This is a genomic window from Vogesella alkaliphila (genome assembly GCF_014652475.1).
Classification (GTDB): Bacteria; Pseudomonadota; Gammaproteobacteria; order Burkholderiales; family Chromobacteriaceae; genus Vogesella; species Vogesella alkaliphila.
The window spans coordinates 218276-230682 of record NZ_BMYW01000006.1 but is presented as its reverse complement, the minus strand read 5'-3'; the positions used below and the strand labels follow the sequence as shown (position 1 = coordinate 230682).

Annotated in this window: 14 protein-coding genes and 1 other RNA gene; 11 read left to right on the top strand and 4 right to left on the bottom strand. The window is 67.0% G+C overall.

The window, feature by feature from the left end; genetic code table 11:
* The 10 genes from fabZ (at position 1) to IE100_RS11005 (ending at position 6228) form a co-directional block, all read left to right on the top strand.
* Positions 1–471: a 3-hydroxyacyl-ACP dehydratase FabZ gene (gene fabZ, locus IE100_RS11050; RefSeq protein WP_189353164.1), complete on the top strand. Its 471-nt coding sequence runs from the start codon at positions 1–3 to the stop codon at positions 469–471.
* A gap of 2 nt (positions 472–473) precedes the next feature.
* A complete protein-coding gene (gene lpxA, locus IE100_RS11045; protein WP_189374159.1) occupies positions 474–1250 on the top strand; it encodes an acyl-ACP--UDP-N-acetylglucosamine O-acyltransferase in 777 nt (258 codons plus the stop codon).
* A gap of 2 nt (positions 1251–1252) precedes the next feature.
* Complete coding sequence (lpxB, locus tag IE100_RS11040; RefSeq protein WP_189374157.1) at positions 1253–2422, top strand: lipid-A-disaccharide synthase; 1170 nt, start codon at positions 1253–1255, stop codon at positions 2420–2422.
* Positions 2416–3000, top strand: coding sequence for a ribonuclease HII (rnhB, locus tag IE100_RS11035; protein WP_189374155.1), 585 nt, complete (start codon positions 2416–2418; stop codon positions 2998–3000). Before lpxB ends, rnhB begins: the two co-directional genes overlap by 7 nt.
* A gap of 10 nt (positions 3001–3010) precedes the next feature.
* A complete protein-coding gene (locus tag IE100_RS11030; protein ID WP_189374154.1) occupies positions 3011–3496 on the top strand; it encodes a DNA-deoxyinosine glycosylase in 486 nt (161 codons plus the stop codon).
* A gap of 42 nt (positions 3497–3538) precedes the next feature.
* Positions 3539–3754, top strand: coding sequence for a hypothetical protein (locus tag IE100_RS11025; RefSeq protein WP_189374152.1), 216 nt, complete (start codon positions 3539–3541; stop codon positions 3752–3754).
* 74 nt (positions 3755–3828) lie between these two features.
* Positions 3829–5016, top strand: a complete 1188-nt coding sequence (locus IE100_RS11020) for a molybdopterin molybdotransferase MoeA (protein ID WP_189374150.1) — start codon at positions 3829–3831, stop codon at positions 5014–5016.
* Positions 5013–5357 carry a 2Fe-2S iron-sulfur cluster-binding protein gene (locus IE100_RS11015; RefSeq protein WP_189374148.1) on the top strand — a complete coding sequence of 115 codons (345 nt, stop codon included), beginning with the start codon at positions 5013–5015 and terminating at the stop codon, positions 5355–5357. The genes IE100_RS11020 and IE100_RS11015 overlap by 4 nt, the downstream gene beginning before the upstream one ends.
* A gap of 68 nt (positions 5358–5425) precedes the next feature.
* On the top strand, positions 5426–5629 hold the full coding sequence (locus IE100_RS11010; protein WP_189374147.1) for a hypothetical protein: 204 nt from the start codon (positions 5426–5428) through the stop codon (positions 5627–5629).
* A complete protein-coding gene (locus IE100_RS11005) occupies positions 5626–6228 on the top strand; it encodes a 3'-5' exonuclease (RefSeq protein ID WP_229800343.1) in 603 nt (200 codons plus the stop codon). The genes IE100_RS11010 and IE100_RS11005 overlap by 4 nt, the downstream gene beginning before the upstream one ends.
* A gap of 4 nt (positions 6229–6232) precedes the next feature.
* Here IE100_RS11005 and IE100_RS11000 read toward each other — a convergent pair whose 3' ends face one another.
* From IE100_RS11000 to IE100_RS10985, 4 genes are all read right to left on the bottom strand, one after another.
* A complete protein-coding gene (locus IE100_RS11000; RefSeq protein WP_189374145.1) occupies positions 6233–7930 on the bottom strand; it encodes a cation:proton antiporter domain-containing protein in 1698 nt (565 codons plus the stop codon).
* A gap of 471 nt (positions 7931–8401) precedes the next feature.
* Positions 8402–8766: a transfer-messenger RNA gene (gene ssrA, locus IE100_RS10995) on the bottom strand.
* A gap of 58 nt (positions 8767–8824) precedes the next feature.
* Positions 8825–10411, bottom strand: coding sequence for a diguanylate cyclase (locus tag IE100_RS16555; RefSeq protein WP_189374143.1), 1587 nt, complete (start codon positions 10409–10411; stop codon positions 8825–8827).
* 4 nt (positions 10412–10415) lie between these two features.
* On the bottom strand, positions 10416–11960 hold the full coding sequence (locus IE100_RS10985; RefSeq protein ID WP_189374141.1) for a FecR family protein: 1545 nt from the start codon (positions 11958–11960) through the stop codon (positions 10416–10418).
* A gap of 233 nt (positions 11961–12193) precedes the next feature.
* Between IE100_RS10985 and IE100_RS10980 the strand changes: the two genes are divergently transcribed.
* Positions 12194–12364 carry a DUF3330 domain-containing protein gene (locus IE100_RS10980; RefSeq protein ID WP_189374139.1) on the top strand — a complete coding sequence of 57 codons (171 nt, stop codon included), beginning with the start codon at positions 12194–12196 and terminating at the stop codon, positions 12362–12364.
* Positions 12365–12407 lie beyond the last annotated feature (43 nt).

Here is a 12407-nt window from a genome sequence, read left to right as displayed (position 1 = left end):
ATGACTGAAGCCGTATCTGCCGAAAACTGCGCCGTATCGATCGATGTCCGCGAGATCATGCGTTACCTGCCGCACCGTTACCCGTTCCTGCTGGTGGACCGCGTCACCGAGTTCGAGGCCAACACGCGCATCAAGGCGCTGAAGAACGTCACCATCAACGAGCCGTTCTTCATGGGCCACTTCGAGCAGTATCCGGTGATGCCGGGCGTGCTGATCATCGAGGCGTTGGCGCAGGCCGCCGGCATCCTGTCGATCCGCAGCGTCGGCGAGCGCCCGGAGAACGAACTGTACTTCTTCGTCGGCATCGACAGCGCGCGCTTCAAGCGCCAGGTGGTGCCGGGCGACCAGCTGGTGCTGGAAGTGGAGCAGCTGTCGATGAAGCGCGGCATTGCCAAGTACAACGCCCGCGCCCTGGTCGACGGCCAGGTGGCGTGCGAGGCGCAGATCATGTGCGCAAAACGCGAGGTGTAAGCATGGCCATCCATCCTACCGCCATCATCGCAGACGGGGCGCAGATCGCCCCCGACGTCGAGATCGGCGCCTACAGCATCATCGGGGCCAATGTCAGCATCGACAGCGGCACCTGGGTCGGCCCGCACGTGGTGATCGAAGGCCATACCCGCATCGGCAAGAACAACCGCATTTTCCAGTTCTGCTCGCTGGGCGCGATGCCGCAGGACAAGAAGTACGCCGGTGAGCCGACGCGACTGGAGATCGGCGACAACAACACCATCCGCGAATTCTGCACCTTCAACATCGGCACCGCGCAGGATGGCGGCGTGACCCGCGTCGGCAACGACAACTGGATCATGGCCTACGTGCACCTGGCGCACGACTGCCAGGTCGGCAACCACACCATCTTCGCCAACAACGCGACGCTGGCCGGCCACGTGCACATCGGCGACTGGGTGATCCTGGGCGGTTTCACCAGCGTGCACCAGTTCTGCCATATCGGCGCCCACGCGATGACCGCGTTCTCCAGCGCGGTGGCGCAGGACGTGCCGCCGTACGTGATGGCGCACGGCAACCGTGCGGTGCCGTCCGGCATCAATGCCGAGGGCCTCAAGCGCCGCGGCTTTACCGCCGAGCAGATCCGCAACATCCGCAACGCCTACAAGTCGCTGTATCGCAAGGGCCTGTCGTTTGACGAGGCCAAGGCCGAGATCACGGCGCAGGCGGCGGAAGGCAAGAGCGAGCTGGCGCTGTTCGTGCAATTCTTCGACACCGCGGGCCGGGGCATCATCCGTTAACCATGACTGACACGCTGTTTGCCCGTCCGGCCCGGCTCAGGGTCGCCATGGTGGCCGGCGAGGCCTCCGGCGACCTGCTCGGTGCCCACCTGATGGATGCGCTGAAAGCTGCGCATCCCGACATCGCCTTCGCCGGCATCGGCGGTCCGCGCATGCTGGCGCGCGGTTTCGTCAGCCAGGTGCCGCAGGAGCGGCTGGCGGTGCGCGGCTATGTCGAGGTGCTGTCGCGCCTGCCTGAGCTGCTGCGCATCCGTCGCCGCCTGCGCGACACCCTGCTGGCGGAAAAACCGGACGTGTTCATCGGCATCGACGCGCCGGACTTCAACCTGCAGCTGGAAAAATGGCTGAAGCAGGCCGGCATTCCCACCGTGCACTACGTCAGCCCGTCGGTGTGGGCGTGGCGCCCGGAACGGGTGGTGAAGATCGGCGAATCGGCGGATCAGGTGTTGTGCCTGTTCCCGATGGAAAAGCCGCTGTACGACGCGGCCGGCGTCAACGCCACCTTCGTCGGCCATCCGCTGGCCAGCGAAATTGCGCTAGCGCCGGACCGCGAGGCGATGCGCGACCGGCTCGGCCTGCCGCGTGACGTGCCGGTGTTTGCCTTGCTGCCGGGCAGCCGCAAGAGTGAGCTGGACTACATGGGTGGGCTGTACATCGAGACCGCGCGCCTGCTGTTGCAGCAGTTTCCCGATGCGCAATTCCTGGTGCCGCTGGCGACGCGGCCAACCCTGGACCAGTTCGACCGCCTGCTGACCGAGCACAAGGCGTGGGACCTGCCGATCCGCAAGCTGATCGGCCACGCGCAGATGGCGATGATCGCCGCCGACGTGGTGCTGGTCACCAGCGGCACCGCGACGCTGGAGGTGGCGCTGACCAAGCGCCCGATGGTGATCAGCTACAAGCTGTCGTGGCTGACCTACCAGCTGGTCAAGCGCAAGCTGAAGCTGCCCTACGTCGGGCTGCCCAACATCCTGGCCAAGCGCTTCGTGGTGCCCGAGCTGCTGCAGAAAGAAGCGACGCCGGCCAAGCTGGCCGCGGCGGTCGCCAACCTGTACCAGAACACCGAGGTGCGCGACGAGGTGGTCAGCACCTTCACCGAGCTGCACCGCTCGCTGCAGCAGGATTCGGCGCGTCTGGCGGCGCAGGCCATCCTCAAGTTGGCCGCATGCTGATCTGCGGCGTGGACGAGGCCGGGCGCGGGCCGCTGATCGGCTCGGTGTTCACCGCCGCAGTGATCCTCGATCCGGCGCGACCGATCGCCGGCCTCGCCGACTCCAAGAAGCTGAGCGAGGCCCGGCGCGAGGCGCTGGCGCTGGAGATCAAGGACAAGGCGCTGGCCTGGTGCATCGCCTCCGCCTCGGCCGCCGAGATCGACCAGCTGAACATCTTCCAGGCCACCATGCTGGCGATGGTGCGCGCCGTCGACGGTCTGGCGGTCACGCCGGGCAAGGTGCTGATCGACGGCAACAAGACTCCCAAGACGCTGACGCTGCCGGCGGAGGCCATCGTCAAGGGCGACGCCAAGGTGCAGGAAATCTCCGCCGCCTCGATCCTGGCCAAGACCGCGCGCGATGCGGAAATGATCGCGCTCGACCGCGAGCACCCGCAGTACGGCTTTGCCCGCCACAAGGGCTATCCCACCGCCGAGCACCTGAAGGCCTTGCAGGAACTGGGGGCGCTGGCCGAGCACCGGCGCAGCTTCGGCCCGGTACGCCTGCAACTGGCCGCGCAGCAGGGCAGCCTGTTCTAAGGTTGGCCGCATGCGCAAGAGCAGCTTCCCGCCGGTCGTCGACGCCGACACCCGCCTGCTGATCCTCGGCTCGCTGCCGGGCGATGCCTCGCTCGCGGCGGCGCAGTACTACGCGCACCCGCGCAACCAGTTCTGGCGGCTGCTGTCGGCGATCGGCGCGGTGGAGCTGACCGCGCTGCCCTATCCGCAGCGGCTGGCGGCGCTGCAGGCGCTGGGCGTCGGCTTGTGGGACGTGGTGGCCTCGGCGCGGAGGCGCGGCAGCCTCGACAGCGACATCCGCGACGTGGCGTTCAACCCGCTGTCCGAACTGCTGGCGACATTGCCGGCGCTGCAGGCGGTGGCTTTCAACGGCAAGACCGCCGCCCGGGCGGCGCCGACCCTGGCCGCCAGCGGCCTCGACATCCTGCTGCTGCCGTCGTCCAGCCCGGCGCTGACCACGCCGTTCGAGAAAAAACTTGCCGAGTGGCAGGTGCTTGGCCGGTATATCCTTCAATAATCAACCCGTTGCCGTGCGCGCGGCGGGGAGGGAGGAAGGGCCATGAATCACTACTGCATCTGGTTTGTCAGTCCCGATGACGCCGCCACCCGCCGTGCCGAGGTGACGCTGGACGGCACCATCCACAGCCATCGCGTGCTGGAGGAGATCGAGGCGCGCATCGCACGCGACTGCGGCCTCAGTACCATCCTGATCACCCACTGGCAGCGCTTCGAGGAGCCGCCGGCGACGCTGCCGCTGGGCCGCGCCGCCGCCTGATCCGCCAAGCGGCGGATGTCCGCCATGCCGCGTCTGTGAGAAGATGCGGCTTTCTCTTGCCCGGTTTTCCCATCATGCAAACAGTTGACCAAACCCGTGACTGGCTGCTCTCGCGTGCCCGTGTCGTCGCTGATATCGAGCAGGTGCCGCTGCTGGACGCCGCCGGCCGCGTGCTGGCGCGCGAACTGGTCTCGCCGCTGAACGTCCCCCCCCACGACAACAGCGCGATGGACGGCTACGCCGTGCGCGCCGCCGATGCGGCCAACGTTTTGCCGGTCAGCCAGCGCATACCCGCCGGTACGCTGCCGCAGGCACTGGCCGCCGCCAGCGCGGCGCGCATCTTTACCGGCGCGGTGATCCCGCCGCAGGCCGACGCGGTGGTGATGCAGGAGCAGGCCGAGCTGCAGGCTGACGGCGGCGTGCGCTTCACCGCGCCGGTAACGGCCGGGCAGAACATCCGCCGCCGCGGCGAGGACATCGCCGTCGGCCAGGTGGTGCTGGCCTGCGGCCAACGTTTGCGCGATGCCGACCTCGGCGTCGCCGCCGCCATCGGTCAGCCGCAGCTGGCGGTGTATCGCCGCCTGAAGGTGGCGGTGTTCTTCACCGGCGACGAGCTGGTGGAGCCGGGTGAGGCGGCACCGGCCGGCAAGATCTACAACTCCAACCGCTACTGGCTGGTGCCGGCGCTGCGCCAGCTCGGCTGCGAGGTGATCGATCTGGGCATCATCGCCGACCGGCTGGATGCCACCCGCGCCGCGCTGCGCGATGCCGCCGCGCGTGCCGACGTGGTGATGACCTGCGGCGGGGTGTCGGTGGGGGAGGAGGACCACGTCAAGGCGGCAGTGGAGGCCGAGGGCGAGCTGCAGCTGTGGAAGATCGCGATCAAGCCGGGCAAGCCGCTGGCCAGCGGCCGCATCGGCGATGCCGACTTCATCGGCCTGCCCGGCAACCCGGTGTCCGGCTACGTCACCTTTGTGGTGCTGGTGCGCGATTTCCTGCGCGCGCGCATGGGCGAAACGGTACAAGGTTGGCCGCAACCGCGCCTGCTGCCGGCCGCCTTCGACTGGCTCAAGCCGGACCAGAAGCGCGAGGAATTCCTGCGCGTGCGCATCGTGGAACAGGACGGCGTCCAGCAGCTGCAGCGCTTCGCCAACCAGGGCTCCGGCGTGCTGACCTCCTGCGCCTGGGCCGACGGCCTGGTGCGCCTGCAGCCGGGGCAGAGCGTGCAGCCGGGCGACCTGCTGCCGGTGTACCCGCTGTGACCACGCTGCAATTCCTGCGCGACGGGCAGCCGCTGGCCGAGGTCGACGCCTGTGCTGGCGACCTGCTGATCGACGTGGCGCGCTTTCACGAGGTGCCGCTGCACTGGCGCTGTGGGCAGGGCACCTGTGGCACCTGCGCGGTGCACATCGCGCATGCCGGCCAGCCGGCCACGGTCAAGGTTGGCCGCAAGGAGCGCAACGTGCTGTTGCGCGCCGGCTTGATCGATGCCGCGCAGGCGGCGGCCGATACCTGGCCGGACACGACGCAGACGGTGCGGCTGGCCTGCCATCTGCTGGTCACGGACGAGCCGTGGCAGGTCACCTTGCCGCAAGATAGTTAAGCCGTTCCCGCCAAAGCCGCGTACAATGCGCGGCTATTTTTATGTTGACGATTCAAGAGGATACGGCGATGGCCAAGAAGAAAGACCACGATCTGGACGACGAAACCCTGGCGCTGCTGGCCTGGTGCGAGGAGGTCGAAGGCTTCCTGGTCGCCGGTGGTGCCACCCTGGCGCAGGCGCAGGAACACATCGAGGAGCAGGCCGAGTGGTTCACCGACCAGTTCTACGACGGCCTGACTCCGGAAGAAGCCGCCAAGGCGGCGCTGGCATGATCGAACGTGTGGCCGTGATCGACTTCGAAACCACCGGCATCACGCCGGGGCGGGAAGGGCGGGCCACGGAAATCGGCATCGTGATGCTGGAGGGCGGCGTCATCGTCGACCGTTTCCAGAGCCTGATGAATGCCGGCGTGCGCGTGCCGCCGATGATCGAGCAGCTGACCGGCATCAGCAACGCCATGCTGCGCGCGGCGCCGCCGGCGGCGGGCGTGATGCGCGATGCGGCCAACTTCGTCGGCCGTACCCCGCTGGTGGCGCACAATGCCAGCTTCGACCGCAAGTTCTGGGATTTCGAGCTGGCGCAATGCGATCTGGCGCGGACGCAGGACTTCGCCTGCACCCTGCTGCTGTCGCGCCGGCTGCTGCCGCAGGCACCGGATCACAAGCTAGGCACGCTGACGCGCTGGGCCGCGCTGCCGGCCACCGGCCGCGCCCACCGCGCGCTGGCCGATGCCGAGATGGCGGCCAACCTGCTGCTGCACCTCGGCCAGACCATGGCGCGCAGTTGCCGCCAGCCGGTGACGCATGCGCTGCTGTGCAAGCTGCAGGCCGTCACCGCGGCCAAGGTGCCGCAGTTCCTGCAGCAGCACTGAGTCCTCAGTGCAGCACCGGCCGGAAGCGCCCGGCAATGTGCTGCGCCATGCCGTCGGCCAGCACCTGTTTTTCCAGGAACACATGGCCGCGGTGCTCGCTCTCCAGCAGCATGCCTTCCTCCTCGTTGCCGGTGCGCAGGATGACCTCGATCGCCGGGTTCAGGGTGCGGGCGATCTGGATCATCTGCCGGGTCTTGAAGATGTCCGGTGAGGTCACCACCAGCATGCTGGCGCGGGCGACATGCGCCTGGATCAGCACCGCCGCCTCGGCGGCGTCACCGCATACCGCCGGAATGTGGCTGGCGCGCAGCAGTTCGATCAGCTCGCGGTTCTCGTCGGCCACCACGTACGGGATCGCCAGCCGGTCGAGCTGGCTGGCGATGCGCTGCCCCACCTGACCGTAGCCCACCAGCACCACCTGGCCCGTGAGCAGCGCCTGGTCGACCGACATCGGCAGCTCGGCCAGCGGGTCGTCGCGCCGTTCCAGCTTCTGCGCCAGCGGCGAGTGCCGGCGCAGCCAGTTCTGCAGCGGCGCGATGCTGCCGAACAGCGCGGCGTTGAGCGCGATCGAGATCAGCGCGCCGGCCAGGATCAGGCTTTGCCCGGCCGCCGACAGCAGGCCCAGGCTCATGCCGAGGCCGGCCAGGATGAAGGAAAACTCGCCGATCTGCGCCAGGCTGACGCCAACCGTCAGCGCGGTATTCAGCGGGTAGCGGAACAGCAGCACCAGCGCGATGGCGGCGACCGTCTTGCCCAGCATGATGATGGCGACCACTGCCAGCACCTTCAGCGGCTCCTGCAACAGGATCGCCGGATCGAACAGCATGCCCACCGACACGAAGAACAGTACCGAGAAGGCGTCGCGCAGCGGCAGCGACTCGTCGGCGGCGCGGTGGCTGAACTCCGACTCGCGCATCATCATGCCGGCAAAGAAGGCGCCCAGCGCGAACGACACGTCGAACAGCTTGGCCGAGCCCAGCGCCACGCACAGCGCCGCGGCGATCACGCACAGCGTGAACAGCTCGCGCGAGCCGGTGCGGGCCACCAGCCACAGCAGGCGCGGAAACAGGCGGCGGCCGACGATCAGCATCAGCGCGATGAAGGCCGCGACCTTGGCCAGCGTGATCAGCAGCGTCATGCCCACGCCGTTGCCGGCGCCGCTCGCGGCCTCGCCGCCGAGCAGGCCACTCAGCGGCGGCAGCAGCACCAGCACCAGCACCATGGCGAGGTCTTCCACGATCAGCCAGCCGACGGCGATGCGGCCGTTGACGCTGTCCAGCACCCCCCGGTCCTCCAGCGCCCGCAGCAGCACCACGGTACTGGCCACCGACAGGCACAAGCCGAACACCAGTGCCTCGCCCGCCGGCCAGCCCCACCACAGCGCGGTCGCCGCCCCCAGCGCGGTGGCCACCGCGATCTGCACGACGGCGCCCGGCACCGAGATACGCTTCACCGCCATCAGGTCCGATAGCGAGAAGTGCAGGCCGACGCCAAACATCAGCAACATCACGCCGATCTCGGACAATTGACCGGCCAGCGCCACATCGGCGACAAAACCGGGCGTGGAAGGGCCGATCAGCACCCCGGCCAGCAAATAGCCGACCAGCGGCGGCATGGCCAGGCGCGTGGCGGCATAGCCGAACAGCATGGCCAGGCCCAGCCCGGCGGCGATAGTGGAGATCAGGGAGATATCGTGCGGCATCGCTTTCCTTTTACGAATCGAACAGTCAATTACAAGAGCCGTTAACCCGGTGTAGTCCGGGAAAGGCCTGTTGGCCAGCGCGGATGTGGCCCTGTTGGCTGTTCTTGGTTTGCGTGGGTTGATTGTTGATTGACTGTGTCAGGCTGACAAGTTCCTGAAATATCGTGAAATTATCGTGCTAATCATGAAAAAACAGGTTTTCTGGCGACATATATCGCGTTATGGCTTGTTTTGACGGTTTATGAAGATGGAGAGCAAAACGGGCAGGGTGGGGGGGCGTCGTGGCGACGACTCCGGGTGCGACGGCAAGGCCTGATGGCGGCAGGCTTGGTCGTGACAAAGGCGGCGCAAAACGGAAGTGGAAATAAGGCGAGATTACAGCCGGTACTGATGTCCGCAGCTGCAAAAAAGGTGGATGGAAAATGAAAACCGCCTGAATTTCTTTCGAAAAATCAGGCGGTTACGAGTTGGTGGTGGAGGCGGCGGGAATCGAACCCGCGTCCGGAAATCCTACACAGAGAGTTCTACATACTTAGTCGTGTCATTTGGATTTAACCTCCACTACGCCGACGGACAGGCTGAGCTTTGGCGAGTTACCTTTTGGTTCGCATTGTGCCAAGTAACCCGACACAACACTAGCAGATGTAGAGTGACACTACAGGGTTTTGACGCCCCCGGCCCATCTGCGAACCGTTGTAGTGTCTAGCCGGCCGTTAGGCTGCTAGAGCGTAGTTTTCGTCGTTTGCGACTAAATAAATTCAGTGTTTTACGGGAAGTCTGAGATCCCGGTATGCCCTCTTCTGCTTCGCAACCCCCGTCGAAACCAGGTCGCCCCCACATCTGAAGAACTTCAGTATACCTGAAGGTATAGCCACGCGCCAGTAGTGGCTTGATTCAATTCGCGATTTCGGCGCAGTCACGGCCCTTGTGCTTGGCTTGGTACAGCGCCTTGTCGGCTTTTTCGAAAAGGCTGCGCACGGTGTCGCTGGCCTGCGGCACTTGTGACAGCACGCCGATGCTGCACGAGGCGCGGCCAACAGGGCTTTGCTGGTGGGGAATCTGCAGCAGCAGCAGTTGCTGGCGCAGGGTGGCGGCAATGTCCAGCGCCTGCTCGCGGCTGGCGCCGGGCAGCAGGATGGCGAACTCCTCGCCGCCGATGCGCGCGGCGAGGTCGTGGCTGTTGCGGGTGGCCTGTTCGACGACGGCGGCGATCTTTTTCAGCACGTCGTCACCGGCGGCGTGGCCGTAGTGGTCGTTGTAGCGCTTGAAGTAGTCCACATCGATGATGAGCAGGGCCAGCGGTTTGCGCGCCAGTTGCGCCTGTTGCAGGGTGAAGATGAAGCGGTCGTCGAAGTGGTGGCGGTTGGCAAGACCGGTCAGCTTGTCGGTGAGGGCGAGGCGCTTGAAGTGGCTCTGCTGCAGGAAGTAGTCGGTCACCGTGGCCAGTAGGAGCAGCGTGATCAGCGAAGCCAGCGGCAGGTACAACTGCTGCAGTTGCAGCAGCAATACGCCGCCGGCCAGCAGGGCGGCACTGTAGATGGCGGCCGCATGGATGCTTTTTTCGCGGTAGCGCCACCGCAGCAGGCATTGCCACAGCAGGGTCAGCCCGAGCAGTAGCGGCGGCAGGTAGGCAGCGTCCAGCGGTCTGACCAGGCTCCGGTTTTGCAACGCCTGGGTGGTGGCGGCGTTGATGACGACGCCGCTGGTTGCCGGCCAGTCTGGCTGCATCGGCGTCAGGTGGCTGTCGCCGAGGCCGGAGGCGGTGGCGCCGATGAGCACGGTCTTGTCGGCGAGCGCTGCGATGGGGCCGTTGTGGTTGAGGATGTCGACAAAGGAGAGGCTGGGAAAGCCGAGCTTGCCGTCCAGATGGGGCAGCAGCCGTTCGTCGCGGCGCTGCCAACGGTTGTTGAGCACCGGCGTGTCCAGCTGCATGGGCGGTGGCGGCAGACCGGCCAGCAGGGCGGTAAACGCCGGCCAGCGTGGCTGGCCCAGGCCGCTGGCGAGGTAGGTACGCCGGATCAGGCCGTCCTGGTCCAGCGGGTAGTCCATCATGCCGATGCCCTTGGCGGCCTCGGCGAACATCCGTAGCGGCAGGGTTTCCACCAGCTGGTTGTTGCTGACCTCGGGGACGGCGGGCAGGAATACCTTGCCGTTGCGGCGCAGGGCCTCAACCAGCGCCTGGTCGGATTCGGGGTTGGCCGAGGGTTCGGCCAGCACCAGGTCCAGGCCGACGGCGCGGGCATTGCCCAGCTTGTCGAGGGCGCCGGCCAGCAGCTCGCGCGGCCACGGCCAGCGCCCCAGTTCGGCCAGGCTTTTCTCGTCGATGGCGACGATGACGATATCGTTACTGGCCTCTTGCGCCAGCAGCTGCCCGAGCCGGTCCTGGAACCAGAGATCGAGGCGGTTGGGCAGCAGGCTGGCCAGCACGACCAGTACCGGCAGGATGAAGGCGGGCAGGCGCCTGGGCGTGTGCGGACGCATGGGTTCAGTCTATCAACAGGATGTCATCCGGCTCTTGTGCCAGATAGCCATCGGGGGTGGTGACGCGATAACTGACCCGGTAGCGGCCGGGGAACAGACGCTCCGCCAGCTGCCAGCGCGGGGTGTCGCCATCCAGTTGCAGCGGTGCCTGCGGCTGGTCGAGCTGGGTCAGCCGCAGCTGGTAGCGGGCGTTGGCCAGCGGGTAGGGGCGGGCGCTGAGCGGGGTGCCGCGGTAGTGGCTGGCCCGCCACCAGCCGGTGTCGGCCTGCAGGCGGTAGGTCTGGCTGTAGGGGCCGGCCTGCTGGCTGGCGTCCAGGCGGGCGATCTGCCAGAACCAGTGGCCGCCCTCCGGCAGGGTGAGGCGGTTGTCCTGCCGCGAGAAGTCGTGCAGCCGCGGCTGGCTGAACGCCGCGTCCCGCGCCAGCCGCAGCCGGTAGCGGCTGCCGGCGTCGCCGCTGACCACAAAGCGCACGTCAAGGCCGCGCAGGCGGGCGTCCGGTGCCGGGCTGACGACCAGCGGCGGGGTCGGGAAGGCGTGCACGCGGAAATTCTGGCTGGCAACGCGGCCCTGCAGGCCGTTGTCCAGCTCGCTGCGCGCCAGCAGCCGGTACTCGCCGTTGTCCAGCGCCGGGTAGCTGCGATTGGTGGTGGCCGTCGTGTCGCCGACGATGCGGCGTTCCGGGGCGGTGCGCAGCAGTTGCAGGGGATAGCGGCTGACGCCGGCCACCGTCGGCCAGTGCAGGATGGCGGGCGAGAACGCCTGCGTGCCGTCCAGCTGACCCAGTTCTGGTGGCGGCGGCAGCGCCGTGCTCCTGCCCGGCACCTCGCCGCGGCGGGTGACGCTGCCGAAGCCGCCGCCGATGTGTTCGCTGTGGCCGGCGGCGCTGACCTCCACCAGTCCCTCGCTCACCTCGGTAGCGGAGCGGCTGTCGCCGTCGACATTGACTCGGAAGATGGTGCCGCGCACCGCGGTAATCGCGCTGGGGGTCTGGATGGTGTGGCGGTTGGGCATCAGCGGGTTCTTGCTGACATGGCTGTCGACGCTGCCGCGCTCGATATTCAGCCAGGTGGCGTTGGCGCCGGTGCTCGGGTAGTGCACCGCCTGCTGGATGGTGAAGCGCGCATTGGCGCCGATGCTGACCAGGCTGCCGTCTTCCAGCAGCAGTTTCAGCTGGCTGTTGGGGCCGGTGCTGATGGTGTGGCCGGCCTGCAGCGGATAGCTGTTGCCGTTGACCAGCGCCGTTTGCTGCTTGCCGTCGCCGAGGCTGGCGCTGCCGATCAGGTCGGTGACCGTGGCCTTGCCGGTGTGCTGCCGCAGCCACTGCGTCGGGATGCGCACCACGCTGCCGGGCGTCAGCACGTAGGGATCGCGGATGACGTTTTTCTGCTGTAGCGCCGGGACGTGGGCAATCGAGCGCAGGTGCTGGCGGGCGATGCTCCACAGCGTGTCGCCACGCTGCACGCTGTAGCGCCACTCCTCGGCGTCGGTGGCCTGGGCCAGGTGGGGGAGGCACAGCAAAAGCGGCAGCAGGGTCGGTAGATAACGCATGGGTCGGGTTGGTAGGCTGTTTTTATCAACTTGGCATTATAAGTGCTTGAAGCGTGCCGTGGTGGATATCGCTGCGCGACACAGTGACGGCTGGCCGGGGCGGCGCGCTTCGCGCAGGCCGGTAGACGGTCGTTTCGCGGCTAAGCTATTGACGGCATTGCGATAATCGATTTCCCGGACCGTGCCGGCTGGCCTAGCGTTAAAACAGGGTTGTTGTTGGCGGGGAGTGTGTCATGGATACCGTACTGGATTGCAGCGTCTGTCTGGACAGCCTGCCGCCCGATAGCGGCGAGTGCGAGGTGACCGACTATGTGGCGCACTACTGCGGGCTGGCCTGCTATGTGCGCTGGCACCAGCATGAAGTGCCGGGCGAGCCGCCGCCGGTGGTGGAATTGCCCGGCTGAGACGCCGTACGGAGGGTGAGGGGAAAAGGTTGGCCGCCATGCC

Bases quoted from the DNA above. Each gene is read 5' to 3' on its own strand.
- fabZ (WP_189353164.1), top strand. From the start codon at position 1: ATGACTGAAGCCGTATCTGCCGAAAACTGCGCCGTATCGATCGATGTC.
- IE100_RS11030 (WP_189374154.1), top strand. From the start codon at position 3,011: ATGCGCAAGAGCAGCTTCCCGCCGGTCGTCGACGCCGACACCCGCCTG.
- IE100_RS10985 (WP_189374141.1), bottom strand. From the start codon at position 11,960: ATGCGTTATCTACCGACCCTGCTGCCGCTTTTGCTGTGCCTCCCCCAC.
- rnhB (WP_189374155.1), top strand. From the start codon at position 2,416: ATGCTGATCTGCGGCGTGGACGAGGCCGGGCGCGGGCCGCTGATCGGC.
- lpxB (WP_189374157.1), top strand. From the start codon at position 1,253: ATGACTGACACGCTGTTTGCCCGTCCGGCCCGGCTCAGGGTCGCCATG.
- IE100_RS11005 (WP_229800343.1), top strand. From the start codon at position 5,626: ATGATCGAACGTGTGGCCGTGATCGACTTCGAAACCACCGGCATCACG.
- IE100_RS10980 (WP_189374139.1), top strand. From the start codon at position 12,194: ATGGATACCGTACTGGATTGCAGCGTCTGTCTGGACAGCCTGCCGCCC.
- lpxA (WP_189374159.1), top strand. From the start codon at position 474: ATGGCCATCCATCCTACCGCCATCATCGCAGACGGGGCGCAGATCGCC.
- IE100_RS11020 (WP_189374150.1), top strand. From the start codon at position 3,829: ATGCAAACAGTTGACCAAACCCGTGACTGGCTGCTCTCGCGTGCCCGT.
- IE100_RS16555 (WP_189374143.1), bottom strand. From the start codon at position 10,411: ATGCGTCCGCACACGCCCAGGCGCCTGCCCGCCTTCATCCTGCCGGTA.
- IE100_RS11025 (WP_189374152.1), top strand. From the start codon at position 3,539: ATGAATCACTACTGCATCTGGTTTGTCAGTCCCGATGACGCCGCCACC.
- IE100_RS11000 (WP_189374145.1), bottom strand. From the start codon at position 7,930: ATGCCGCACGATATCTCCCTGATCTCCACTATCGCCGCCGGGCTGGGC.
- IE100_RS11010 (WP_189374147.1), top strand. From the start codon at position 5,426: ATGGCCAAGAAGAAAGACCACGATCTGGACGACGAAACCCTGGCGCTG.